The sequence below is a fragment of the Sphingomonas guangdongensis genome, assembly GCF_900199185.1.
Taxonomy (GTDB): domain Bacteria; phylum Pseudomonadota; class Alphaproteobacteria; order Sphingomonadales; family Sphingomonadaceae; genus Sphingomonas; species Sphingomonas guangdongensis.
In genome coordinates, this window is the sequence record NZ_OBMI01000002.1 from 796,778 (window position 1) to 820,594 (window position 23,817).

Genomic DNA, 23,817 nt, shown 5'->3' on the forward strand with positions numbered 1-23,817 from the left:
GCCGCCGGACTGACCGGCTCACCCGTCAGAGGCTCGCCCTCATCAACGGGCGCCGTGTCATCGGTGGTTGCGGGATCGCTCACTTTGCAGGCTTTCCATCGGTTCGCACGATCTGCACCCGCTGCTGTCGGTGTGCGGACCCGAACCGAAGCTCGGCGGCGGCGAACAGCCGATCGACAATCATATGGTGTCTGCGGACGCGGTAGTTGACCAGTTCGGAGGATTTCCCATCGGCGCCGACCACAAAGAGAGGCGGCATTTCGCCTTGGGCGATCCCGGTCGGGAACTCGATGAAGACCTGCCTCCCGTCGTCGAACGCGCGCGTCGGCCGCCAAGGCGGGCGGTCGCCCTCGATCGCATAGCGGAAGTTGATGTTTTCAAGATCGACCCCGGTCGCAACCGTCGGCGATGCCGCCGCCGCCGCGCTTTGGCTGCGAAGGGCGATGAGCTGGTCTTGCGGATACTGCCATGAGACCGACGCCATGTAGGTCCGCTCGGTCGAGCGCAGCTCCAAATGATAGGTCCGAGCGCTGGTGTTGATCACCAGATTGGTCGTGAGGTCGACCCGGGTCGGCTTCACGAGGATGTGGACCTGCTGCGATGCGCCGGTCCCGCTCATGGTATCGCCGATGACCCATCGAACGGTGTCGCCGGCGGCAACGGGGCCTGCGCCGACAAGCTGCTCGCCCGGCTGGAGCGCGATGTCGGTGATCTGTCCGATCGCGGTGTAGACTTGGTAGAGCGCCCCCGGAGTAAAGGGATAGACCTGCATCGAATTGATGAAGCCGTCGCGTACCGGCTGCATGCGCGCTGCGGCATTCGCCAGATTGACCCTGGCGGTCGGATCTAACGGCTCTAGAGAGCGCGCGCTGCTCTCGACGGGTTTGAGCTGCCCCGGAAGCGGCAGGGGCTTGGGCACCTCGACAACCGTGACCGGCGCTGGCGGTTCGGCGACAACGGCTGCCGGAGCTGCGTTATCGTATAAAATCTTCGGGGGCGGCGTCGTGGACGCGCACCCGGCCAGGACGCTCGGCGCAATGATCGCGGCGATGAGTGCGCAGGGCGATGCGGAAATGTGGGAAGCCGGAAATCCGGCTTTACGGAAAGTCGGCTTCATTGTCCTAGCTCCCGAGACCAATTGATGGCGTTGACGTAGATTCCGAGGGGGTTCTTACGGAGCGTGTCGGCGTCGCGCGGGATCTGGACGACGATCGTGAGGATCGCCGTCCAGCGCTCGGTCGTCCCTAGCTGGCCGTTCTCGTACCGGCGTTCGATCCAGGCGACGCGGAAGCTGTTCGGCGAAGCGCGGATCACGCTCGACACCTCGGTGGATACCTGCTGACGCCCGACCTTGCTGAACGGGTCATTTGCGCGCGCATAGTCGTTGAGTGCCGAGGCGCCGCGATCGGTCGTGAAGTCGTATGCGCGTAGCCAATTCTGCCTGACGATGATGGCATCGGCCGGTACGGAGCGGACCTCTTCGATAAATCTGCCGAGGTGAAACGCGATCTGGGCGTCAGTCGGTTGGTAGTCCGGTGTGGCCGGACCTACCGCTTGCGCCTGACCGAGGCGATCGGTCTGGATCACCCACGGGACGACGGTGCCATGCGCCGACTGCCAGACGAGCGCGGCCGCAAAGCCCGCGGAGAGGAAGAGCGAGCCGAACGCCATATAGCGCCAGTTGCGCGCCTGGATGCGGGCCGAGCCGATGCGGTCATCCCAGACCTGCGCGGCTCGCTGGTAGGGGGTCTTGGGAGCCGGTGTTTTGCCGTAGTGCGTCGAGGGTCTCTTGAACATCAGCCATTGCCTTCGGAGAGATTGATGGAGGCGCCGCCGCCGTGGGCATCACCAGAGCGGACGGCATGCGCGGTCGCCTGGACGGCGTGGGTCATCCGCTGAGAAGTGCGCATGCGGCGTGCCCAAGCCGGAGGGCCGTCGCCTTGGGCAGGTCCGGCCTCGGTCCCGGCGGCTGGTTGCGAGGTGCCGCCATCAAGGACGGCACGACCGCCAGCGTTGAAGCTGGAACGCATGGACTCACTTGCGCGCGATGCTGCACGGCGGAGGGGCGACGCGGCGGCCTGGGCGCCCGCGCGCGCAACGCCGCCAAGTCCGGCGGCGACGCCAGAAGCGCCCGATTGTCCGGCTGCGCCGAGACTATAGGCGGTTGCTGCACCGCCAGCGGCAGTTGCCCCGCCGCGCGCCGCGGCCGCCGCGCCACCTGCGAGAGCCGATCCACCGCTGGCTGCAGCGCCAACCGCGCCAGCACCAAGCGCCACGACACCGCCTGCAGCAATTCCGGTTCCGACTGCCGCGCCGGCGCTGAGCTGCGGCCCTCCGGAAACGATTCCGCTGGCGATACCGGGGCCGAAGATACCGAGACCGAGGAGCGACAGGGCTGCGAGCACGATCGCCATGGCCTCGTCGATTGTCGGTGTTGTGCCTGCAAAGCCGGCTGTGAACTCGGAGAAGAGCGTCGAGCCGATCCCGACGATCACCGCGAGGACGAGCACCTTGATGCCAGAGGAGATGACGTTGCCGAGGACGCGCTCGGCCATGAAGGCCGATTTGCCGAACAGGCCGAAAGGAATGAGGACGAACCCGGCAAGCGTCGTCAGCTTGAACTCTATCAGTGTAACGAAGAGCTGGATCGCCAGAATGAAGAAGGCGAGCAGCACCAGTACCCACGCGAAAAACATGCAGGCGATCTGGATGAAATTCTCGAAGAAGGACCAATAGCCCATCAGGTCGGAAATCGAGTCCAAGATGGGTCGGCCGGCGTCGAGGCCGGTCTGCGCAACCTTCCCAGGGCGGAGAAGATCTGCGGTGGTGAAGCCCGTGCCGCTCGCCTTGAGGCCGAGGCCTGCGAAGCTCTCGAAGATGATGCGGGCGAGGTTGTTCCAGTTGCCGATGATGTAGGCGAAGACCCCGACGAACAGAGTCTTTTTGACCAGCCGTGCCATGATGTCGTCATCGGCGCCCCACGACCAGAACAGGGCAGCCATCGTCACGTCGATCACGATCAGAGTGGTCGCGATGAAGGCGACTTCGCCGCCCAGCAGGCCGAAGCCCCCGTCAATGTAGCGGGTGAAGACCTCGAGAAAATGGTCGATGACGCCGGTGTTGTTCATGGATTGGCCGCCTCGGCATTTGGTGATGGCGCCTGCGGCGAGGCGGCGGACGGAAGGCGACCCGACGGACGGGCACCCGGAGCAAGAAAGCGGCGGCGGTTTTCCGCCCAGGCGCGGAGGCATGTGACGTCGCGCGGGCCGCCTTCGCCGAGTTGCTGACACCGGACGAGTTCGGCCCGCAACGGGTCTTCGGCTTGTGCGACGGGCTGGAGCAGGTCGGGTCGGGCTGCCGGCGTCTTGTCGCGCGTCATCTCGACGGCGGTCGCTGTGATTGCGAGCGCGACGAAGACGACGGCACCTATCCGGGCGAAGAGCTTGCCATCCATCGATCCGGCGCTCAGTTGCCGCCGTTCTGGAACATGCGCGCGTTGCCGGCCTGATAGCCGGAGCCGGGCGTGAGGAACCGACGACGCTGTTCGCGGCCCTGGTCAGCGGCAGACGAGCGCTCGGCATCGGCAAGTGCCTGCGCGCGCCCATTGGCCGCGACAACGGCAGTGAGATCCGCGAGCTGTTGAGCCTGCAGGGCGAGGAGTTGATTTCCAGCCTGGGTGGCTTGGAGCGCGCCGGTCGCGCCCTGGCTGCGGCCTACGAGCGCGCTCATTTCCGTCCGATTGGTGTCGATATTGCCGACGACGCCGGCTTGGACACGCATCGCATCCTGCAGGCCGCCGACCGTGTTCTGCCAGCGGTCGCGCGCGTCGGAGACGAGCTTCTGATCGGTCGAGGAAAGGGAGGCGTTGCCGTAGGTGGTGCGGAAGGCCTGGTCGATGTTCTGGACATTGTAGGCGAGCCGCTGGGCCTCGCCTAGAAGCTGCTGCGTGCGCTGCACCGACTGCTGAAGCTGCTGGAGAGACGAATAAGGCAGGGTTGCGAGGTTGCGACCCTGGTTGATGAGCATCGTCGCTTCATTCTGCAGCGACGTGATCTGATTGTTGATCTGCTGGAGAGCGCGGGCTGCGGTCAGGATGTTCTGCGCGTAGTTGCTCGGGTCGAAGACGACTCCGCCGAACTGCGCATGGGCGGGTTGCGCCGGGATAAGGCCGACGGTGAGGGATGCCCCGAGCAGTGCCGCTGCAACCCGCGCGCGGCTGAACAGGCGCGTTTTCATGATGTCTTCTCCTCATCGGAAAGGCTGGGGATGAGATCGGCCGCCCAGCCAAGGCCGTGATGCTGCAGCCACGCCGCTAGGAAATCAGCGCGATCATGTTCCGCGAGGATTGTCGCGATGGCGGCCTGGTCTGATCGGGAGGAAGCGCCGCAGAGCGCCAGGGCGACCTCGGACAGGCCGAGTTCGAACAGCCGGTTGCCCTTGCGTGACTGGCAGTAATAGTCGCGCTTCGGCATCGCCCGCGCGAGGATTTCGATCTGACGATCGTTCAGCCCAAAACGCCGGTATATCGCTGTGATCTGGGGCTCGATCGCGCGTTCGTTCGGGAGCAATATACGAGTCTGGCAGCTCTCGATGATGGCAGGAGCGATCGCCGATCCGTCGATGTCGGACAGCGACTGCGTCGCGAAGAGAACACTCGCGTTCTTCTTACGTAGCGTTTTCAACCATTCACGGAGCTGGCCAGCAAAACCCTCGTCGTCGAGGGCGAGCCAGCCCTCGTCGATGATGATGAGCGTCGGGCTGCCGTCCAGGCGATCGCCAATCCGGTGGAACAGATAGGCGAGCACTGCCGGCGCCGCCGCTGTCCCGATCAGGCCTTCGGTTTCGAAGGCCTGGACGGTGGCCTCGCCGAGATACTCGGCCTCGGCGTCGAGGAGACGGCCATAGGGTCCGCCAACGCAATAGGGTCGCAGGGCCTGCTTGAGATCATTCGATTGCAGCAGCACCGACAGGCCCGTCAGTGTCCGTTCCGCTGTCGGCGCCGAGGCGAGTGAGGTCAAAGCCGACCAGATGTGCTCCTTGGTGTCCGGGGACAGCATGACTGCCTCGCGTCCAAGGATCGCCGCGATCCAATCCGCCGCCCACGACCGTTCGGCGAGATCGTGGATACGGGCCAGTGGCTGCAGCGAGACGCTTCCCTCGTCGCCATCGGTGAGACCGCCGCCGAGATCATGCCAGTCGCCGCCCATGGCCAGCGCTGCGGCGCGGATCGAGCCGCCGAAGTCGAACGCGAAGACCTGGGCGCTTGCATATCGGCGAAACTGGAGCGCCATCAACGCCAACAGAACCGACTTGCCGGCGCCGGTCGGTCCGACGATCAAGGTATGGCCGACGTCGCCGACATGGATCGAAAGCCGGAACGGGGTCGAGCCCTCGGTCTTGCCGTAGAGCAAGGGGGGTGCTCCGAAGTGCTCGTCCCGTTCCGGACCTGCCCATACCGCGGAGAGCGGGATCATGTGGGCGAGGTTCAATGTCGAGATCGGCGGTTGCCTGACGTTCGCATAGGCATGGCCCGGCAGGCTTCCGAGCCAGGCGTCGACCGCGTTGATCGTTTCCGGCATCGCGGTGAAGTCTCGGCCCTGGATGACCTTCTCCACGAGCCGGAGCTTCTCGGCTGCGATGCGGGGGTCGGTATCCCAGACGGCGATCGTCGCTGTCACATAGGCTTGGCCAGCATAGTCGGCCCCGAGTTCTTGCAGAGCCAGGTCGGCATCGGCTGCCTTGTTGGCAGCGTCGCTGTCGACCAGCACCGACGCCTCGTTGGTCATCACCTCCTTGAGGATCGCGGCGATCGATTTGCGCTTCGCAAACCACTGCCGTCGGATCTTGGTGAGCAGCTTGGTTGCGTCGGTCTTGTCGAGCAGGATCGCACGGGTCGACCAGCGATAGGGAAAGGCCAGTCGGTTCAGGTCGTCTAGGATGCCCGGTGTTGTGGCAGTCGGAAACCCGACGATCGACAAGACACGAAGATGCGACTGGCCAAGCCTTGGTTCGAGGCCACCAGTCAGCGGCTGATCGGCCAGTAATGCGTCGAGATACATCGGCGTTTCCGGGACGCGGACGCGATGACGTTTCGTCGAGACGGTCGAATGGAGATAGGTCAGCGTCTCGGCGTCGTTCAGCCAGGCGCTCTCCGGCATGAAGGCTTCGACCAGTTGCAGGATGCGGTCCGTCCGATCGACGAAGCCTCGGAGGATTTCACCCGCATCGACGCCGGATTGGTCGCGCCCCTCATAAAGCCACCCCTCCGCCCGTGCGGCGTCCTCGACTGGCGGCAGAAAGAGGAAGGTGAGGAAATAGCTCGACTCGAAGTGGCTGCCTTCTTCCTCGAAATCGGCCTTCCTCTCGGCATCAACCAGGGCCGATGCGCTGTCGGGAAATTGGCTCGACGGATAGGTGGCAGCTTCGTGCCGCTCGGCCTCGACGAAGATGGACCATCCCGATCCGAGGCGGCGGAAGGCATTGTTGAGACGCCCCGCAACCGCGACCAGTTCGGCGGGGACGGCACTGTCGAGGTCGGGACCGCGGAAGCGTGCAGTGCGTTGAAAGGATCCGTCCTTGTTGAGGACGACGCCTTCGCCGGCCAAGGCGACCCATGGCAGGAAGTCTGCGAGCCGGCTGTTGCGATTTCGATATTCGGCGAGGTTCATCATGGCCGCAGGGCTCACACCGAGAGATGTGCCGGGAAGCGCAGATGGCGGCGTACAACCTCCACGAACTGCGGATCCCGCTTCGCGGCCCAGACCGCCGCGATATGGCCAAGTAAGCCGATCGCGATACCGGCAATCCAGAGTCGCAGCCCCAGGCCAACCGCACCGGCGAGGGTGCCATTGAGGATGGCGATCGAACGGGGCGCCCCGCCGAGGAGAATATGCTCCGTGAGCGCGCGATGCACCGGCACCGAGTAGCCCGGGACTTCTCCCACAGGATCGAAGCCCATCGCCATCAGACCAGTGCCCCGCCGCTGAACGAGAAGAACGACAGGAAGAAGCTGGATGCGGCGAAGGCGATCGACAGACCGAACACGATCTGGATGAGGCGGCGAAACCCGCCCGAGCTGTCTCCAAACGCGAGCGTCAGGCCAGTGACGATGATGATGATGACTGAGACGATCTTCGCGACCGGACCCTCGATCGATTCGAGGATCGACTGCAGTGGCGCTTCCCACGGCATCGAGGAGCCCGACGCATTGGCAGCCGGTGCCAGCATCATCGACAAGGTGACGAAGGAAGCTGCCGTCACAAGGCGGCGGACACGCGGCGCGCGGATATTCATGACGGTACTCCTGTTAGTGGGGGGATGACGAGATCGACGCGGTAGTCGCCGTCGCTCGTGAGGCCGTCGACGTGGGCAAGTTCAGACAGCCTCCGCGCCGCGCCACGACCGGAGAGGACGGCAACGATGTCGATGGTTTCGGCGATCAGCGCCCGAGGGACCGTAACGACGGCCTCTTGGATGAGCTGCTCGAGGCGGCGGAGCGCGCCGATCGCGGTGCCGGCGTGGATGGTGCCGATTCCGCCGGGATGGCCCGTTCCCCAGGCTTTGAGGAGGTCGAGTGCCTCGGCGCCTCGGACTTCGCCGATTGGGATGCGATCGGGCCGCAGGCGGAGCGACGATCGGACCAGATCCGAGAGGGTTGCGACACCGTCCTTGGTACGCATCGCGACGAGGTTGAGAGCCGCGCACTGAAGCTCGCGCGTATCTTCGATCAGAACGACCCGGTCGGTCGTCTTCGCGACCTCCGCGAGGAGGGCGTTGGTGAGCGTTGTCTTCCCGGTCGAGGTGCCGCCAGCAACGAGGATGTTGCGGCGCTCGGCGACGGCAACCCGCAGGGCATCCGCGTGAGCAGCGGGCATGATCCCGGTCCAGACATAGTCGTCGAGCGTGAACAGCGCGACCGCTGGCTTGCGGATGGCGAATGTCGGGGCGACCACGACGGGGGGCAGGAGGCCTTCGAAGCGCTCCCCTGTCTCGGGAAGCTCCGCCGAGACCCTCGGCGACGCGGCATGAACCTCCGCGCCGACATGATGGGCGACCAGTCGAACGATACGCTCGCCGTCCTCTGGCGAAAGGCGATCTTCCGTCGCGACCAGCCCCTCGGAAAGGCGATCGATCCACAGCCGCCCGTCGGGGTTCAGCATAACCTCCACGATCGCGGGATCGTCGAGATAGCGGGCGATTGCCGGTCCCAGCGCAGTGCTGAGCATGCGCGCGCCGCGCCGAAGCGCCTCACGTCTCGCGTAGGGATCTGCCACCTTTTGCCCCGTTCGGTTGGAGACCGCGCACCACGCGCGGCCCTGCGTGGGGCGAGTAAGAGAGTCAGTATTCGGTGAAAGACAACAACGGGAATGTGGTCGGCGTACTGTGGCGTACAAAGACAGGCGATCGGCGGGTTTGGAAGCTTGCCGGTCGAATGAGTCCGCTACTGACCAACACAGACCGAAGACAGACGGCGTGCTGATCGCCCAGCGCGGGCAAGGCGGCAGGTAACTTTAGAACGGAGGTTGATTGTACTGAAAAGCGCACGCAACAAGCACGTCGGTCGGTTGATAGTCTCCGCTCCAACCACGACTGCGACCACGTTCAGAAATCAGATGCAGATTTTTGCGGGCCCGTGATGACACCACGTATACAAGCTTCTTTGCCGTCTCGATCTGCTCTGGATCGCTGTAGAAAGGGACCATTCCCTCGAGCAAGCCGTAGGCGATCACCGCGTCATATTCGGCACCCTTGACGCCGTGGATCGTCGAGACGGTGATGCCCGTTCTATCCGCGAAAACTTTCCGGAACATCGCGACCTCGGCAATCGCCATCGAACCTTCCTTGACCAGAAGATCGACGCGCTTTTGCGAGCATTCGAAAAATGCCTCGTGATGCTCTTTCAGTGACGGAAAGGCGCAGTGATCGATGCCGAGCGCCGCGCATAGGTGCTCGAAGAACGCCCGCAGGAACGTCAGACCGTCGGTTTCGTCGATCGTGATTGCATTGCACGCCCGCAGCAATTTTTTGCGATCCAGGCCTGTGGTATCGACGCCGGCGTCGCGCAGGCCAGCGATCACTTCGCCCGCCCATCGCATTCGGCGTACGTAAAGCTGAGGAGAGGCTTCAGTCAGGATGATGCGAGAAAGCTTGTACCAGAAATTGTCGACGTCGCGCGCGAACGGCACCATTCCTGGGCCGTCAAACGAATAGCCCGGCATCGCCGTGACCAGGCGCCGCGTCATGCTGGCGAGGTGGACCCAGCGCGGTGCGACGATGCAGACCTCGTGCGCCGCTATGCCCAGTGTCTCGACATTGTAGGTGATGAGCCGGACCAGTTCGGCTTCAAGGTCGTCACGGTGCGTCTGCTGGTCAAACGACACGATGCTCGCATAATCCTTGTTATGCCCAACCGCCTCGATCTTCGAGGCAAAGACGTTGTAGTTGCCAAAATAGCCTACGATCCGCGACGAGGACCGGTAATTGTCCGACAGCTCCATCTCCTTGAATGCGATGCCGCACCGCGCGCCGAAATCCGCCGCCGTGATCGCATACCCGCCAAGAGAACTGTAGATTGCCTGGTTGGGATCTCCGACCACAAATGCGCTGGCGCGACCTTGCGAAGCCTTCAGGATCGAGGCGAGGATCGCATATTGGATTTCCCGCGTATCCTGAAACTCGTCGACGAGGACACAATCGAAGATAGACCCAAGGAGTGCGCTGATCGACGGATTATTTTTAATAAGCTTGTAAGCAGAGTAAAGAATAAGCTCGAAGTCTATCTGCCTATTGTCTCGCAGAGATTGCCAGTATGCCCGCAACACACCCTTTATAGCGGCATGCTTGTTTGAATCATTGCATGTGAGCTTATAGCTGGTCGGCGTGAAATAATACGCACATTCGTACCGACTGAGCTTCGTGCCCTGCACCTTGCCGCAAAGCTCATCGAGCATCTCCTCGGTGTCGTGCCCGTTGATGACCCGAAACCCGTTCGCAAGCGCCGGATAGTAAATCCCATAGGGTTTGAGGATCCATTCCAAGCAGAACGAATGGATGGTCCCGATCCAAAGCTGGCTCGTGTCAACGCCGAGCTGCTCTATGCGCTCGTGGATCTCGTCAGCGGCGCGGTGGGTATAGGTGATCGCGACGATGCGCTTCTTGTCGGATTTTAGTTCCGACAGGAGGCGCGCGATTTTGTAGGTGAGGGTACGGGTCTTGCCGCTTCCAGGGCATGCGACGAGAAAAACGCTGCCGGGCTGTTCGATCGCCGCCACCTGCGCGTCGTTGAGATCCTTTTTGTCCCAGACGAACACCTCAAAAGCTTCCGAGTATGACGTTGATGCCGTCGGCCGGGAACGCCGTGAGCATCTCGGACCTTACGCCTGCGAAGTCGATTTCGCCCCGGCTGTAGCGACCGATCTGTTCTCTCATGTCGGAGATCACTGCGGGCGCATGCATGTCCGACTGCGCGAGAATGCCAACCCGATATTCAAGCACGCTCGCCCACGTCTGCGTCGTTACGGGCATGTGCGCCTGGAAGATCGCGTCGAGGATATAGTCCGGGATGACCGTTTCCGGCGTGATCATTCGCCCGAGGATGATCGCGAACCAACCTTTTCCGGCATAGCGGGCCATTGTCAGCGCGCGCGTTCCGAAGCGCGCGATGTCGCCGGACTCCAGTTCCTCCTTCGATTGCGCGATCGTTCCAGCGTCTGTGTAGACATCGCCGAGCACCGACACGACGGTCGCGGCGTTGCCGGCGGACACGAAATCGACCTCGAACGTATGATCCGCGAAATGCGCCGTGAGCCACGGATTGCCGTCGCACAGCAGCTTGAGCGTGGCCTCGCGCCGGAGGCCCGCGACCTGCGACCCCAACGCCTTCTTTTTCGCTGCGGCCACTTCTTCATTGTCGAGTACGTTCACGGCCGTATCAATGAAGGCACGATCGAGATCGGTGATGATCGCGCAGCGCTTGCGGATGCGATCGTCGTGGAACAGGACCGCGACATTCTCGAAGCCGGTGCTGCGAATGTTGATCAGGCTGATGCCGAGCTCGTCCAAGCTCAGCCCGAAGACCCTCTTCACCAGAATCGGAATGAGGATTTCTTCGGCATCGCCTTCGACGAGCACAACGCTTTTCGCAAAGAGCAGGTTGCTGCGAACCGCGTCCAGATAGCGCTGGATATTGCCTATCTGGACCGTATCGAGACCCGCAGACGGCTGGAAGACCTCACATCGCCCGCTCTGCCGACCGAGGATGTTAATATTCTCGACATTGCTCACCTCAGAGATGTGGGTGGAATGGGTCGAGTAGATAACCTGGGTGTCGTTATAGTTCAGGCGATCGAACAGCGTCTTCTGGATATGCGTGTGGATGTGCGCTTCCGGCTCTTCAATGACGAGGAAGTTAGCGAACGACTCTTTCTGCTTTTGATATTTGAACTCGAGCAGCTTCAACGTCAGGTAGATGAGGTTCGCGCCGCCTAAGCTGAGCTCATGTATCGCCCCTTCATACTGCTCCTCGGATTCGCCCACGAACAGCTTGAGTGACTGGAACAGGCGGTCCGCCTCGTCCGAAAGGTCTGAGCGAATCGAGAGCGAGCGCGGTGAATAGGTGCCGCCCGCTGCATCTGTGATGGTCTCGCGAATATCGGTGCGGATGGTCCCGACATCGGGCAGACCCTCGATCGCGTCATTCAGCCCTTTGACCAGTTTACTGATCGGCTGAAAGCTTGCCGGGTCGATTTCGCCGCTCCGCCCCTTGAGCAGGGTCAGCAGCGGATTGGTACGATTGTTCTGAAAATCGGCGACCACATCGCGGAGCGCCTGAACAAACGTGAAGCATACCTCGCGCGAGATGGAGAGCATCCCGGGGATCACGCCGCCGATCGCGGGGTTCGTCAGCTCCTCGGGGAATTCCACCGCGTCGAAGTCGCCGACGAGTTGCTTATAGGTTGCGGGATCGAGGAAATCCGCGATGCTCTTGCCGGTGAAGATCGTCTCGTAATCATCGAGCGTGATCTTGGATCTGATGGCGGCCAGGCCCGCGGTATCGCCGGCGGAGAGGTCGCCGAGGCTCCGCCGAATCGCGACCTTGGGCCGAAAGATCAGATTGTATGTCGCTTTGCCGATCGCCCCGTCCGCGATGTTGCCGGTGCCATGGAGGAAGAGAGACTGGATTGCCTCGTCCTGCGAGACCTCGTCGAATTCCAGGCTGATAATCACCCAGTGGCCGCGCCAGTCGTTTAGGCCACGATGGAAGTCCTTCTCATCTAGCCGATATGCCGACCGAAGGAGCGTATCATCGAGAAGAAGGCGGATCGCCCGGAACAAGTTAGTCTTTCCCGAGCCGTTCTCGCCGATAATGGTATTGACGCCCTTGTTGAAAACAACATTCGCACGCTCGAAATTCCGGTAATTGACGAGCTGTAGTCTCGAAATATGCACGAACGACGTCCCCCGTTTGATCCGCTGCCGCTTTAGTTCTTCCTGTCCGAAAACCGGTTATAGGCGTCCATCCTGTGCACCAGCAGCTCGACGTCGCGCAGGTAAATCTCTTTGCGGAGAAAGCTGATCTCTGCCTCGCGCCGCGCATCGTCGACATCGATGTACCAGGCTCGTGGATTGGGATTCCCGTCCCCGTTCCAGCGATAGCCACGCGCCTTCAAAGCATCCTTCAGGTCGAAGGGCGAATTCTCTGCCCAGATCCGCCAGGTCGGCAGCCGCGCGGCTTCAAGCAAGTTCGCTAGGGCAGTCCTATTCGTGACGGGCAGAGGCGACGCGAGCAGTTCGATGACGGCCCGGCAATCATGTTCGGCGCGGTGCCGATCGTAAAAGAACCCGGCACCCGCCGCTAGATAGTGGAGCTTCGTTCCCTCAAAGCCCTCGACTGCCCAGTCTATCTGCGACATCGAGCATGCCCACGGTTTAGTCGTAAATACCTCGCTCAGCCGTTCCGCGAAACGTCGGTCAAACGCCGCATTGTGAGCGATCACGAGCGCCGCCGGCCCTGCGAACGCGGCGACCTCGGCCACATCGATCTTGTGACCTGCCACCATGGCGTCGGTGATCCCGGTTATACGCGTGATCTCGGGTGAGATCGGGGCGCTGGGCTCTTGAAAACGCTGAAACGTCTCTCCGATCTCGAACACGCGCCCGTCGAGGGAATATGTGAATGAGATCATCGCCAGCTCGATGATCTCATCCTTCTGGACATCGAGGCCGGTGGTCTCGACATCTATCAGGAGTGCTGACTTGGTCGGTGTGCCGTCGGGTGGAGACACCGTCGATCGTGGCGACAGGCGCCGCTGGACGCGATAGTCGCCACTCGCGCACAGAAGCTTAGCCAAGTTTTCAAGGTCGAGTGAGGGCTCGTTCATCAGGCTTAGCTTTTAGCAAGCTAACGCAGAGAAGGGCAGCGTTATGGTAGTAGTCCTTAGCTGGAAGGCGCTCTCGAAGAGCGTCCGTCGGCGCGCCAATCTCACCGAGAGCAATTTCGCTATGGTGACAAGAGTTGCAGTTCAACCAGTCGCTCTGGAACGGCAGAAAAGTCCCAGCGTCGATCATTCAGCGACAGAAGGGGTTTTGTCCTCTGGGATCTCGTTCCGCAGTTTTGGTCCGTTTGCTAGGCGGCGGCCGAGGGCAGCGATGAAGCTATCATACCGTTCCCCGGCTTTGGCGCGCGCGGCCTGCGCCGCAGGTTCGGGGAGTGCCGGGGTCGTCGTGAGCCAGAAGCGAACGAAGATGGCGAGTGTCTCGACCGATATGCCGAGGTCTCGCTCTATTCGCGCGAGGCGACGATCGAGCTGATCGAGCCGCTTGACGACGACGGCCTCTTGGCGCTCTGCCGCGTCGGGCGAGAGAAACGAGGCAATCCCGGCCTCCGCGACCAGGGACATGGAATGTCCGCGCCTCGCTGCATGTTCCGCCAGGGATTTGAGCACGTCGGGTTCAAGATAGACGGACAGCCGCTGCTTCTTCGGTGATTTGGTCATGTTGGCTACCTAAAGCTCTATGCCGTCGCCCGGATCGAGCGAGGCTTGGCGGGCTGCCTGGCGCATGGTGTCGCGCATGCGGCTGTTACGGGCGAGGTCGTCGTCACCGTCATCGACCGTGTCGAACTCGAACTCGTTCACGGGCGGCGGCGGCTCGGTCGGTGAAGCGCGTTCCAACTCGGGTTGGCGTCGTTGCTCGGATCCCGTCGTATCCTCATCATTCGATCGGCCAGTTTCGGCGGGAGCGCCAGGGTCGTGCGGTTGAGGAAGAGCGAGACCGCTCCAGTCATCCGCCGCTGCTCGTGCCGGTTTTCGCGATGCAGGTGGAGGCATGATCCGCTCCTGCAGGCGGCGGTCCTCGAAATAGCGGGCCTTGTTCGCGCGGATCGGAGGAGTTCCGGCAACCATCACGATCTCGTCGGCCGCCGGGAGCTGCATGATCTCGCCGGGGGTAAGGAGGGGCCTAGCGGTCTCCGATCTCGACACCATCATATGTCCGAGCCATGGCGAGAGGCGGTGGCCAGCATAGTTCTTCATGGCCTTCATCTCGGTCGCGGTGCCGAGGGCGTCCGACACGCGCTTCGCGGTGCGCTCGTCATTGGTCGCGAAGCTGACGCGGACATGGCAATTGTCGAGGATCGAGTTGTTCGGGCCGTATGCCTTCTCGATCTGGTTGAGCGATTGTGCGATCAGGAAGCCCTTGAGACCGTAGCCCGCCATGAAGGCCAGAGCGCTCTCGAAGAAGTCGAGGCGGCCGAGCGCCGGGAACTCGTCCAGCATCAGGAGGAGGCGATGCCGATCGGCCTTGGCATTCAGATCCTCAGTCAGGCGGCGTCCGACCTGATTGAGGATGAGGCGGATGAGCGGCTTGGTCCGGTTGATGTCGGAGGGCGGCACGACGAGGTAGAGGGTCGTCGGGTGCTTGCCGCCAACAAGGTCGGTTATCCTCCAGTCGCAGCGACGGGTAACTTCGGCGACGACGGGATCGCGGTAGAGCCCTAGGAACGACATGGCTGTCGAGAGGACGCCGGATCGCTCGTTTTCCGACTTGTTGAGCAGCTCGCGTGCCGCGCTGGCGATCACCGGATGTGGCCCGGCCTCGCCGAGATGGGCGGTCTTCATCATCGCCGCGAGCGTGGACTCGATCGGGCGCCGGGGATCGGAGAGGAAGGCGGCAACGCCTGCGAGAGTTTTGTCCTTCTCGGCATAGAGGACATGGAGGATGGCGCCGACCAGCAGGGCGTGGCTGGTCTTTTCCCAGTGGTTCCGCTTCTCGAGACTGCCCTCTGGGTCGACCAGAATGTCGGCGATATTCTGCACGTCGCGGACTTCCCAATCGCCGCGCCGCACTTCGAGAAGCGGATTGTAGGCGGCAGATGTAGCGTTGGTCGGATCGAACAGCAGGACACGGCCGAAGCGCGAGCGATGCCCGGCGGTCAACGTCCAGTTCTCGCCCTTGATGTCGTGGACGATCGCCGAGCCGGGCCATGTCAGGAGCGAAGGTACGACCAGGCCGACGCCTTTGCCCGATCGCGTCGGAGCGAAGCAAAGGACGTGTTCGGGACCGTCATGGCGAAGATAGTCGCGATCGAGTTTGCCCAGGATAACGCCATCCGGGTCGAGGAGGTGGGCGGCTTTGACCTCATCATGCCGCGCCCAGCGCGCCGAGCCATAGGTCTCGACATTCTTGGCTTCGCGGGCGCGCCAGATCGACATGCCGATCGCAACGACCATCGCGATGATGCCGCCCGACGCGGCGATCGCGCCGCCTTCGGCGAAGATCGAGGGCGCATAGGCGTCGTAGAAGTACCACCACCAGAAAAGGGCGGGCGGATAATAGATCGGCCAGCCGCCGACCGAAAACCACGGCTGGCCAAGCTCGCTCTGGAAGCCGAGGCGATACGCCGTCCATTCCGTCGCGCCCCACGTTGTCATCAAGACGATGAGGAAGACGGCAAGGATTTGGCCCCACAGAATCTTTGTCGCGGACATGGCATCTCCCTTGGCGGCTAGAGGCCGAGGCCTCGTTTGCGGGCAAAGCTCCAGTCGACGCCGCCATCAGGTCGGGCGAGCCCGCTGACATGCTGGCCGAGCTGGCGATCGAGCGAGGGTGTCCATGGCACGAGCTGGAATCCCATCCCGTTGTCGATCATTGCGAACCGACCGGAAGCGAGGGTCAGGCGCTGGCGATAGGTGCCTGCGACATAGTCGCCGCTGCCCGCCTGAGCGTGCGGCCGCCCGGTTTGCTTCGCGAGGGCGTCGGCGGCTGAGGCCAGCTCGCGGTGCCGAAGGGTGTCGATAAGGCCGGGGCTGAAGCTGACCGCCTGACCTCGGCGCTCGGCAAGGCGCTGCGCGACCAGGCGATCGGCGCGCTGATCCATCGCTTCGCGCACCTCGGCGCCGAAGCCGGCGCTCGCGAGCGCGGCCGGAGCGCGGGCGATGGCCTGACGGTCGAGCCACGTCGCGCCGTCCGCGCCGATCTGGGCCTGAAGGTCGAGGTCGGATCGAACGGCCAGCGCTGTCCGGCGGACGCCACGGGCATCATCAAACCGGCGCAGCTCGACGATCGAGCCAGGCGCGCTGTCGCCGGCGGCGTCGAGATCTGGGAGTTTGATGTGATGGGTCCGTCCATCCACGCCGTCGACGACGGCATAGGCGGTGCCCCTCAGTTCATCATCGAGACCGCGGGAGACGAGCCGGCCGACGATCGGATCGTTGATCGCCTCGGCGCCGAGCACGTAGCTGGCCGGACTGCGCTCAACGCCGCCGGCGGTGAGGCCGCGATGGATACGCTTGATGATGTCGCCGCGCTCGCCGAGCTGGCGGAGCGTCGCCTCTGCCTGTTCGGCGATCGCCCATTGACCCGGGCCAACTTCCTCGGCGAGGCCGAGCGTTTCGAGTTTGCGCAGACGGCCGACCTTGAGGATATGAAACTCGTCCGGCGGGCGATCAGCCGAAGGTGCAAGATCGATGACGCCCGTTCGATAGGCGTCCCGGCTGAGCTGGCGGTCAAGGCTTGTCCACCGTTCGGCCGAGATCTGGCGCTCGATCGTGCGGCGGATCTCGACGTCGGTTCGCAGGCCGAGTTCTTGGGTGACGAGGTCGCTCGCGCGGTCGCGCATCCCTTCCTTGATATAGTCGCGTGAGATGACGAGGTTCTCGCCGTCGTCGCGCAGCCCGCGGACGATCAGGTGGACGTGGGGATGCTCGGTGTTCCAATGATCGACCGCCACCCAGTCGAGACGCGTACCGAGATCCTTTTCCATCTGACTGGCCAGGTCGCGGGTGAAGGACTTCAGATCGGTCATCTCGATCGCGTCCTCGGGTGAGACGATGAAGCGGAAATGATGACGGTCCTCGCCGCAGCGCTCGGCGAACGCTCGCGGATCGGCCTCGTCACCCCCCGGCCCGAACAGCCGGGCCTTTTCCCCATCCCGGGTGACGCCCTCGCGGCGGAGATAGGTCAGGTGGGTCGCGAGCGGAGCATTACGCCCTGCCGACCGGACCACCCGCGCCTTCACGACGACGGCGCGCGAACGGACCGAGAGGAGGCGATTGGCCTGTATCGAGGCACGCTGTCCCCGCCCGAACCGGGAGCGGTTGCCTGAGCTGAGTTTTCCCCGCCGCGAGACAGCCCCGCCAGCCCGCTGCGCGGCAGCGAGAGCCTGTGCGATAAACGGTCTGGCCTGCTGCATCTTGGTGGAGCGGATGCGCCCAGGCCGGATGCGGAGGCTGTCGTCCTCGCTCATCGTTCCTGCCCCGCACATCGCGGAATGTCCGCGGAAATGCTCGCGAAATGCAGGCGGTGCAGGCTGCGGCGATGCCGCGAACCTCGCGAAAACGCCAAGTAACTCCTTGAAACTACACAACCGCACCAAGCCGCACCTCGCGGCCCTTTATCCTGCCATCGTGCGGTTGTTCTGACCCATCCCCCTCCAATAGCCGCCGAACATGCGCCGGGCTGCGACATGCTGCGATCGTCGGAGAGCGCGGTCATTGCTGTGATTGATCGCTGAGCCGCGCAACGAAGATCGTGTCGCGGGGCGGAGCCGGCGGTGCTGCTGGCCGTTCTGCCGTCTGCGTCGGGCGCGTCGGGCTGGCGCTTTCGGGCTGCAGCGCTGGGTCATTCGCAGCGTCACGACCGCGCGCCGCGAACAGTGCCGATCGCGTCCAGGCGAGCGGATCGGGCGCAACTGCCGTGACGGAGGCTGCGAGCGGTTCGGTGCCGATCGACGGCGCGATTGCAGCGACGTAGGCGACTGTTTCCGCCGGCAGCGGACGCCCGCTAACGCGATATTCTTCGTAGCGGCCCGGCCCGGCATTGTACGCGGCGAGAAAGCCCGGGGCATCGTAGCGATCGTGCAGCTCGCGCAGATAGGCGGCGCCGCCCAGGATATTCTCGCGTGGGTCGTAGGGGTTTGCGCCGAGACCATATCGCGCGCGCAGATACGCCCAGGTCGCGGGCATGATCTGCATCAATCCCATCGCACCTTTTGGCGAGACGGCGCGCGTATCGCCGCGACTTTCGACGCGCATCACGGCGCAGATCCAGCTCTCCGGAACTCCGAACCGTTGCGACGCCTCGGCGATGTAGCCTGCAAATGGATCGGCGAGCTGCGCGCGGTCCGGCGGCGTCGTTTGCGCGTTGGCGCTGCTCGCGGAGGGCGGGATAAGTGGCAGGCCGGCAAGGAGAAGGAGGAGCCGGCAGGTGCCGGCCCTCGATCGCCGCGGCACAGTCGTATCGCGGGCGCACGACACGGTCAGTCGCGCTCGCCGCGCTTCGGCGGGCGGTTCCAGAAAAGCCCCCAGGAGGTCGCGTCGTCGGGCGATTGGAAGAGGTTGGCGCGGATCGGATAGGTGAAGGTCGGCGAGTCGAGCTGAACCGAGACGAACTCGCCGGCGCGCTCCCCGGTGCGCTTCCAACCGGCACCGACCTCTGGTCCGTCGTCCTCAGCGCCGAGATGGATGCGGTAGTCCGGCGCGTTTTCGGTGTCGCTGTGCGTGACCGGCACGAACACCAGATCTGCGCTGAGGCCGAGGGTGCGAATGTGGCCTGAATAGCCCGAAGTGGTGCGCGTGAATTGACCGATCAGCGACATGGATTGCCTCCTTTGGCGTGGGGTGAAGGGGTGTCGGGACGCGCCGTCAGCGCACCGATGCGCGCAAGACAAAGCGACCGTCGCCGCGCTCGTCGGTGTAGAGTGGTGTTGCACGGCCGATGACGGCGGTCGCCGCGATCGGCCCGAAATAGCGGCCGTCGAAGCTGCCGGGGACAGCGGTGTTCATGAAGAACAGCTCGCCGTTCAAGACGCGGCGGCAGCCATACCAAGCGGGCAGCGGGCGACCGCGATGATCGTGGTCGAGCACCTTGCCGGCGCGAGCGCCATCGATCGTAATGTAGTGTCCGGTGCGACAGACGCGCTGACCGGGGAGCGCCGCGACGTGCTTGAGAAGCGGGAGGCCGCGCGGCAGGTAGCCGCCCTCGGCGAGGAAGTCGGCGAGCGGCGTCGGCGGCGTGACGGCAAGCAAATCGCCGTGCGCCGGGGACCGCTCTACGGTGATCGCGTAAAGGCCGATCGGCGTGCTGGCGGACGCATTCCAGACCAGGCGGGGCGTGTAGGTCGCGAATGCTGACGCCGCGATCAGGCCGATGCCGGCGACCGCTGCGGAGGCATAGATGCGGCGGCTCACGCGCCGATCTCCTGCATCTTCTGGAAGGCGCGATGGCGCGCCAGCGTGTAGCGCCTTGGCGGCTCGCCGACAGTCAGCCGGTTGTGGACGTGGCGCCAATGGTCTGGCGCGATAGCGCAAAGATCGATGTCGCGCGCTTCGATCTCGTCGAGATGCTCCAGCACACGGGTCACTTTGGGCCAACCGGCGGCGCGCAGCAGGATTTCGGCGCCAGGTGAGACGGTTGGCACCGTTTGAAAACCCTCGTCAGCGGTTGGCGCTCGCAGAATGTCGATGCGCGACGCGACGGTGCCGTGGTCGTTCGAGGCCCATCGGACCAACGCGAAGATCGCGTTCGGCGAGAAGAACAGGCGGCGGCGGCGCCGGTCGAGAATCTGTTCGCGCAGTTCCCGTCCGAAGCGAATCCAATGTTCGGTCTTCTGCTCGACCCAGATAAGTTCGACCTGGGTGAGCAGGGGGCTGTCGGCCGCCAGCGTGGTCGCGGTGGCAGAGGTCATTGGCCGTCTCCTAATGGTGGCGGAAATTCGCGCTCGAACAGCGTGCGGAGCATGTCGGCGACGGTTTGACCGCGCTGGAAGGCGGCGATCTTGATTCGACCGCGCATGTCGGCGGTCACGTCGATAGTCAGGCGCGCGGCGAACTCCTCGGCGGCTGATGCGGCGCGCGTGGGCGCGCGGTCCGGCGCGCGGACCCACCGCTCGGCGTCACCGGGACGGGCAGCAAATCCGCCGGACGTTGCCCGTCCCTTCACGGCACGATCCCCGCGACGGCGGCAGCGAGCGCCGCGATCTCTGCGGCGGCGTTCGGCGCATGGACAAGTTCATTGGCGAGCCGACCGCTCTGAGCGGCTTCTGCAAAGCCGATGCGCTGTCCGATCGTCGCTGCAAGCACTGGCGGATCATGTTCGGCCAGCGCCGCTGCGGTTTCCCGAGCGATCACGGTGCGAGCGGCGCACCGATTGAGGATGAATCGAGCTGCCAGCTCTGGCCGGTAGATGCGGGCCTCGCCGAGCAGCGAGAGCATCTCGGCCGAGGCCCAACCGTCGAGCGGTGACGGCTGCACGGGGATCAGCACGAGATCGGCGGCGAGCAAAGCTGACCGCATCAAGCCGGCGACCCGGGGCGGTCCATCGATGACGATATGATCAACATCGCGGGCGAGCTCGGGCGCCTCGCGATGCAGCGTATCGCGTGCCAGGCCGACGACACCGAACAGCCGTGGAAGGCCTTCACGGGCGCGCTGTTCGGACCAATCGAGCGCTGATCCTTGGGGGTCGGCATCAATCACCGTGACGCGCTTGCCTTCACTCGCCCATTGGCCGGCGAGGTGGAGCGCGAGCGTGGTTTTGCCCACGCCGCCTTTCTGGTTGAGCAGCGCGACGATCATCGCGGCCACCCGTCCGCCGTCGTGCCCAGGGCACCGCGCCCGTTGATCGTCGATTGCGTTAGACAGATTCCGAAGGAATCTAAGTTAGAGATGTTAGAGTCGCCGCAACGTTTTGAATCGAAAGGCAGATTCAGCGATTTCGGTCCCCGATAGCACGAGGGGCCGGTCCCCGATGGCACGATAGCCTCGGTCCCTGATAGCACGAGGGGTTTCACAGCTTATCCACAGGGCGGGCGAGCTTCAGCCGGCGTCGCCGAGGAACGGCGAACGGGATCGGATCGGTAGGGACGAACGTCAGGACGTCGGGGTAGCCGGTGCCCGGCACAATCGTCAGATTGTAGCCCGGAAGCGGTTGGCGTTGGACGATCTCACGAAGATCATAGGCGAAGTGCTTGAGCGGCGAGAGCGAGCCGGATTTGGCGTGCAGGTGCTCAAAATCGAAGCTCCAGCCGGACTCCTGGCGACCGCCGTGCTTGCGGACCAGTCGATAGAGCCAACGCTCCAGGCCACCCGTCAGGTTGAAGTATTCGCGGTCGATGGTGAGCACGAGGGCGTCGTCGAGGACGGCCGAGAAAAACCAGTCGGGAACGATCAGCTCAAGGCCGAGCGGCCGACCTCGCTCGTCGACCCGCTCCTTCCATTCGTTGATCCAGGAGAAGCGGTGCATGCGCCGCTCGGTCGGCTGTCGAATCGACGTGGCGACCGTGGTGGACTGGAGCCGGTCAAGGGCTGCTTTGAGCCGCTCGTAGTCGCGCAGCGACACGCCGCGGCCGATGAAATTCAGAATCTCATAGGGTGTGGTGGCCATCCACCGCGATGGCCGCAGGCCGAGGTCACGCGCCTCGACGATCTGCGAGGCGGCCCAGATCAGGATGTCCGCATCCCAGATCGTCGCCATGCCATGCTCGGCGACAGCCTCGACACGGATTTTCACCGCGCCGGCTTTGAAATCGATGGGCGCGAGGCGCTTGGATTTGGCGAGGGAGAAGAAGGGATAGGCCATGAGATCCTGCGCATCACGAGGTGCCAGATCGCCGGGCAGCGAGCGGAAGAGATCGAGCTGCGCGCGTTCCCCGCGCTGCCGAATTGAGGAAGACATTTGACGGATCAGGCGCGGTCGCGCAGGCCAGCAATAGCGGCATGGGGCTTGGCTGGCGGGACGGTGCGAGCGCGAGGATCGGACGTTGAAGTCGCCACGCCAAGGTCGGCCCACGCCTGCAGCTCCTCGACCGCATAGACGACACGCCCACCGAGCTTTCGGAAGGTCGGGCCGGTGCCGTAAGTGCGATGCTTCTCTAGGGTGCGTTGGGAGAGGCCGAGGAAGCGTGCGGCCTCGGGAGTTCGCAGATAGCGGTTTGGAAGGGTGGCGGCTCTCTCTGCCATAAGACCTCGACGTCTCGCGATGGGCGCCACGCAGAGGCGGCGGGATGCGAGCATCGTGGCGTGCGATCGGCGGGACCGACGATGTCGAAGTTATGAATCTAAAGGCGACACTGGCTTGGTGGATGCGACATGGATCACGACCGGGATCGATGTGGCCGACTGGTTGGCCGAGTTCAACGCCGTGCGCGACGTGGGCGACGCATCAGTCCCAGATAGCCGCTGCGTACCAGCTCCCGTCCATCTCGCGCGAGGCGGATCACGGTCTCGCGCACCGCGCTACCAACCCAGTCTCCCGGGTCGGTCGGATGCTGCGGGAAGAGCTGAAGCGCGATGGCCCGGTAGGTGGCCCGGGCGGCATCGCCGTCAATGGCGCGCAGCATGAGCCGAGCACGCGCGCGGCGCTGGCGTGTGACGCGATAGTCGGCGGCGACGCGCTTGCCGGCGAGGCCGGACCAGAACCGCTCGAGGGTTGCCAGCCTATCGGGGGTGAGCGCGTCGAGGATCGTCAGCGCGCACAGTGAGCGGCGATCGTCGGGATTGGTGAGTTCGACATCATACCGATCGCCGCGAATATCAAGGCGTATGAGGTTCGGCGCGTGCTGCAGGGTCACGAGCGGGCGGAGGTCATCGGTCGTGAGCGGCAGCGCATCTGGGCTGGTGCCGGGTGTCAGCAGGATCGCGGCGGGGTTGGCGTGGACGGACCAGAATATCGGCTGGTGCTGGGCGGATTGGTGTGGGTCGGCCAGGACTTCGCAACCCCCAGTGCTCGGCGAGCGCGCTCTTGTCCTCGTCAGTCGCGCTGTTGCGCGATGTGAGGGCCTTGTAGGCTGCTTGGTAGGCGGTGTTCCGGCGGAGGAACTCCCATGCCAGCTCGGTCGGGTCTAGATCGTCGATATATTCATACGCACGTTCGGAGCGCCAATCGTCGTCACCTCCCACCCTCTGGCCTCCACGCATGTACCCGCACGCGAGATGTGCCGAGCAAGATTCACGTGCTGGGTGTCGGGTGGAAGCGCGAAGTGGCGGTGACGTGATGTCGTTTCTGCATCACCGGCACGGGCCGATCAGCGTCGAAGCTCGTCCGGTCCATGGGTAGTCATCCACTTGGCGCGTTCCAGATGGCTGCCGCAGATGCTCTCCGCACGGCAAGGCTCGGCAGCCGGATCGACGCCGAACAGGATCGGGGCGATTTCCTGCCAGCACGCACCTGCCGCATCGGCGTCGAGCAGGCGCAGGTAGATCTTGAGATGCGCGCGATCATAGTCAGTGACCGCCGACTCGTCGGGCGGGCAATCCAGAAAAGCGTTGCTCATCGACGGTGCCATCGCGAGCAGCTTCTATCCGAAATGGCGCTACTTGCTAC

At 63.8% G+C, this 23,817-nt stretch carries 26 protein-coding genes; all 26 read right to left on the bottom strand.

The features are described 5' to 3' along the window. Positions 1–79: 79 nt before the first annotated feature. Complete coding sequence (gene trbG / locus CRO12_RS11035; RefSeq protein WP_097064058.1) at positions 80–1,117, bottom strand: P-type conjugative transfer protein TrbG; 1,038 nt, start codon at positions 1,115–1,117, stop codon at positions 80–82. Continuing rightward, the gene (gene trbF, locus CRO12_RS11040; protein ID WP_097064059.1) at positions 1,114–1,797 is read right to left on the bottom strand and encodes a conjugal transfer protein TrbF; all 684 of its coding nucleotides are present in this window, start codon (positions 1,795–1,797) and stop codon (positions 1,114–1,116) included. The genes trbG and trbF overlap by 4 nt, the downstream gene beginning before the upstream one ends. Further along, positions 1,797–3,128 (bottom strand): P-type conjugative transfer protein TrbL, encoded by a 1,332-nt coding sequence (gene trbL, locus CRO12_RS11045; protein ID WP_097064060.1) that lies wholly within the window; start codon positions 3,126–3,128, stop codon positions 1,797–1,799. The genes trbF and trbL overlap by 1 nt, the downstream gene beginning before the upstream one ends. Further along, on the bottom strand, positions 3,125–3,454 hold the full coding sequence (trbK-alt, locus tag CRO12_RS11050) for a putative entry exclusion protein TrbK-alt (protein WP_097064061.1): 330 nt from the start codon (positions 3,452–3,454) through the stop codon (positions 3,125–3,127). Before trbK-alt ends, trbL begins: the two co-directional genes overlap by 4 nt. Positions 3,455–3,465: 11 nt before the next feature. Beyond that, entirely contained in the window at positions 3,466–4,236 is a 771-nt protein-coding gene (gene trbJ, locus CRO12_RS11055) for a P-type conjugative transfer protein TrbJ (RefSeq protein WP_097064062.1), read from the bottom strand. Beyond that, entirely contained in the window at positions 4,233–6,671 is a 2,439-nt protein-coding gene (gene trbE, locus CRO12_RS11060; protein ID WP_097064063.1) for a conjugal transfer protein TrbE, read from the bottom strand. Before trbE ends, trbJ begins: the two co-directional genes overlap by 4 nt. 11 nt (positions 6,672–6,682) lie before the next feature. Then, positions 6,683–6,964 (bottom strand): VirB3 family type IV secretion system protein, encoded by a 282-nt coding sequence (locus CRO12_RS11065; RefSeq protein ID WP_097064064.1) that lies wholly within the window; start codon positions 6,962–6,964, stop codon positions 6,683–6,685. Next, entirely contained in the window at positions 6,964–7,293 is a 330-nt protein-coding gene (locus tag CRO12_RS11070) for a TrbC/VirB2 family type IV secretion system protein (RefSeq protein WP_097064065.1), read from the bottom strand. The genes CRO12_RS11065 and CRO12_RS11070 overlap by 1 nt, the downstream gene beginning before the upstream one ends. Then, positions 7,290–8,225, bottom strand: coding sequence for a P-type conjugative transfer ATPase TrbB (gene trbB, locus CRO12_RS11075; RefSeq protein WP_218838887.1), 936 nt, complete (start codon positions 8,223–8,225; stop codon positions 7,290–7,292). The genes CRO12_RS11070 and trbB overlap by 4 nt, the downstream gene beginning before the upstream one ends. Before the next feature lie 285 nt (positions 8,226–8,510). Next, complete coding sequence (locus tag CRO12_RS11080; protein WP_097064067.1) at positions 8,511–10,310, bottom strand: UvrD-helicase domain-containing protein; 1,800 nt, start codon at positions 10,308–10,310, stop codon at positions 8,511–8,513. Between the two features lies 1 nt (position 10,311). Continuing rightward, positions 10,312–12,447: an ATP-dependent nuclease gene (locus tag CRO12_RS11085; protein ID WP_097064068.1), complete on the bottom strand. Its 2,136-nt coding sequence runs from the start codon at positions 12,445–12,447 to the stop codon at positions 10,312–10,314. A 32-nt stretch (positions 12,448–12,479) separates the two neighbouring features. Then, a complete protein-coding gene (locus CRO12_RS11090; protein ID WP_097064069.1) occupies positions 12,480–13,379 on the bottom strand; it encodes a 3'-5' exonuclease in 900 nt (299 codons plus the stop codon). A 183-nt stretch (positions 13,380–13,562) separates the two neighbouring features. After that, positions 13,563–13,994, bottom strand: a complete 432-nt coding sequence (locus CRO12_RS11095; protein ID WP_097064070.1) for a CopG family transcriptional regulator — start codon at positions 13,992–13,994, stop codon at positions 13,563–13,565. Positions 13,995–14,003: 9 nt separating this feature from the next. After that, on the bottom strand, positions 14,004–15,986 hold the full coding sequence (locus CRO12_RS11100; protein ID WP_097064071.1) for a conjugal transfer protein TraG: 1,983 nt from the start codon (positions 15,984–15,986) through the stop codon (positions 14,004–14,006). Between the two features lie 17 nt (positions 15,987–16,003). After that, positions 16,004–17,743, bottom strand: a complete 1,740-nt coding sequence (locus tag CRO12_RS11105; RefSeq protein ID WP_097064072.1) for a relaxase/mobilization nuclease domain-containing protein — start codon at positions 17,741–17,743, stop codon at positions 16,004–16,006. A 244-nt stretch (positions 17,744–17,987) separates the two neighbouring features. Continuing rightward, a complete protein-coding gene (locus CRO12_RS11110; protein WP_097064073.1) occupies positions 17,988–18,752 on the bottom strand; it encodes a lytic transglycosylase domain-containing protein in 765 nt (254 codons plus the stop codon). A 2-nt stretch (positions 18,753–18,754) separates the two neighbouring features. Continuing rightward, on the bottom strand, positions 18,755–19,093 hold the full coding sequence (locus tag CRO12_RS11115; protein ID WP_097064074.1) for a DUF736 domain-containing protein: 339 nt from the start codon (positions 19,091–19,093) through the stop codon (positions 18,755–18,757). Between the two features lie 46 nt (positions 19,094–19,139). Then, positions 19,140–19,685, bottom strand: coding sequence for a conjugative transfer signal peptidase TraF (traF, locus tag CRO12_RS11120; protein ID WP_097064075.1), 546 nt, complete (start codon positions 19,683–19,685; stop codon positions 19,140–19,142). After that, positions 19,682–20,182, bottom strand: coding sequence for a DUF2840 domain-containing protein (locus CRO12_RS11125; RefSeq protein ID WP_097064076.1), 501 nt, complete (start codon positions 20,180–20,182; stop codon positions 19,682–19,684). The genes traF and CRO12_RS11125 overlap by 4 nt, the downstream gene beginning before the upstream one ends. Next, entirely contained in the window at positions 20,179–20,436 is a 258-nt protein-coding gene (locus CRO12_RS11130) for a hypothetical protein (protein ID WP_097064077.1), read from the bottom strand. The genes CRO12_RS11125 and CRO12_RS11130 overlap by 4 nt, the downstream gene beginning before the upstream one ends. Beyond that, positions 20,433–21,071: a ParA family partition ATPase gene (gene parA / locus CRO12_RS11135; protein ID WP_097064314.1), complete on the bottom strand. Its 639-nt coding sequence runs from the start codon at positions 21,069–21,071 to the stop codon at positions 20,433–20,435. The genes CRO12_RS11130 and parA overlap by 4 nt, the downstream gene beginning before the upstream one ends. Before the next feature lie 211 nt (positions 21,072–21,282). Beyond that, a complete protein-coding gene (locus CRO12_RS11140; protein WP_097064078.1) occupies positions 21,283–22,170 on the bottom strand; it encodes a replication initiator protein A in 888 nt (295 codons plus the stop codon). 8 nt (positions 22,171–22,178) lie between these two features. Next, positions 22,179–22,454 carry a helix-turn-helix transcriptional regulator gene (locus CRO12_RS11145; RefSeq protein ID WP_097064079.1) on the bottom strand — a complete coding sequence of 92 codons (276 nt, stop codon included), beginning with the start codon at positions 22,452–22,454 and terminating at the stop codon, positions 22,179–22,181. A 173-nt stretch (positions 22,455–22,627) separates the two neighbouring features. Then, on the bottom strand, positions 22,628–23,065 hold the full coding sequence (locus CRO12_RS11150) for a DUF2285 domain-containing protein (RefSeq protein ID WP_218838888.1): 438 nt from the start codon (positions 23,063–23,065) through the stop codon (positions 22,628–22,630). A 13-nt stretch (positions 23,066–23,078) separates the two neighbouring features. Further along, the gene (locus CRO12_RS18580) at positions 23,079–23,411 is read right to left on the bottom strand and encodes a transcriptional regulator domain-containing protein (RefSeq protein WP_425443017.1); all 333 of its coding nucleotides are present in this window, start codon (positions 23,409–23,411) and stop codon (positions 23,079–23,081) included. Between the two features lie 107 nt (positions 23,412–23,518). Then, on the bottom strand, positions 23,519–23,779 hold the full coding sequence (locus CRO12_RS11155) for a DUF2285 domain-containing protein (RefSeq protein ID WP_245858404.1): 261 nt from the start codon (positions 23,777–23,779) through the stop codon (positions 23,519–23,521). Positions 23,780–23,817 lie beyond the last annotated feature (38 nt).

Coding starts and splice junctions, on each gene's coding strand:
- trbG (WP_097064058.1), bottom strand. CDS start 1,117: ATGAAGCCGACTTTCCGTAAAGCCGGATTTCCGGCTTCCCACATTTCC.
- trbF (WP_097064059.1), bottom strand. CDS start 1,797: ATGTTCAAGAGACCCTCGACGCACTACGGCAAAACACCGGCTCCCAAG.
- trbL (WP_097064060.1), bottom strand. CDS start 3,128: ATGAACAACACCGGCGTCATCGACCATTTTCTCGAGGTCTTCACCCGC.
- trbK-alt (WP_097064061.1), bottom strand. CDS start 3,454: ATGGATGGCAAGCTCTTCGCCCGGATAGGTGCCGTCGTCTTCGTCGCG.
- trbJ (WP_097064062.1), bottom strand. CDS start 4,236: ATGAAAACGCGCCTGTTCAGCCGCGCGCGGGTTGCAGCGGCACTGCTC.
- trbE (WP_097064063.1), bottom strand. CDS start 6,671: ATGATGAACCTCGCCGAATATCGAAATCGCAACAGCCGGCTCGCAGAC.
- CRO12_RS11065 (WP_097064064.1), bottom strand. CDS start 6,964: ATGGCGATGGGCTTCGATCCTGTGGGAGAAGTCCCGGGCTACTCGGTG.
- CRO12_RS11070 (WP_097064065.1), bottom strand. CDS start 7,293: ATGAATATCCGCGCGCCGCGTGTCCGCCGCCTTGTGACGGCAGCTTCC.
- trbB (WP_218838887.1), bottom strand. CDS start 8,225: ATGCTCAGCACTGCGCTGGGACCGGCAATCGCCCGCTATCTCGACGAT.
- CRO12_RS11090 (WP_097064069.1), bottom strand. CDS start 13,379: ATGAACGAGCCCTCACTCGACCTTGAAAACTTGGCTAAGCTTCTGTGC.
- CRO12_RS11095 (WP_097064070.1), bottom strand. CDS start 13,994: ATGACCAAATCACCGAAGAAGCAGCGGCTGTCCGTCTATCTTGAACCC.
- CRO12_RS11100 (WP_097064071.1), bottom strand. CDS start 15,986: ATGTCCGCGACAAAGATTCTGTGGGGCCAAATCCTTGCCGTCTTCCTC.
- CRO12_RS11105 (WP_097064072.1), bottom strand. CDS start 17,743: ATGAGCGAGGACGACAGCCTCCGCATCCGGCCTGGGCGCATCCGCTCC.
- CRO12_RS11115 (WP_097064074.1), bottom strand. CDS start 19,093: ATGTCGCTGATCGGTCAATTCACGCGCACCACTTCGGGCTATTCAGGC.
- CRO12_RS11125 (WP_097064076.1), bottom strand. CDS start 20,182: ATGACCTCTGCCACCGCGACCACGCTGGCGGCCGACAGCCCCCTGCTC.
- parA (WP_097064314.1), bottom strand. CDS start 21,071: ATGATCGTCGCGCTGCTCAACCAGAAAGGCGGCGTGGGCAAAACCACG.
- CRO12_RS11140 (WP_097064078.1), bottom strand. CDS start 22,170: ATGTCTTCCTCAATTCGGCAGCGCGGGGAACGCGCGCAGCTCGATCTC.
- CRO12_RS11145 (WP_097064079.1), bottom strand. CDS start 22,454: ATGGCAGAGAGAGCCGCCACCCTTCCAAACCGCTATCTGCGAACTCCC.
- CRO12_RS18580 (WP_425443017.1), bottom strand. CDS start 23,411: ATGCGTGGAGGCCAGAGGGTGGGAGGTGACGACGATTGGCGCTCCGAA.
- CRO12_RS11155 (WP_245858404.1), bottom strand. CDS start 23,779: ATGGCACCGTCGATGAGCAACGCTTTTCTGGATTGCCCGCCCGACGAG.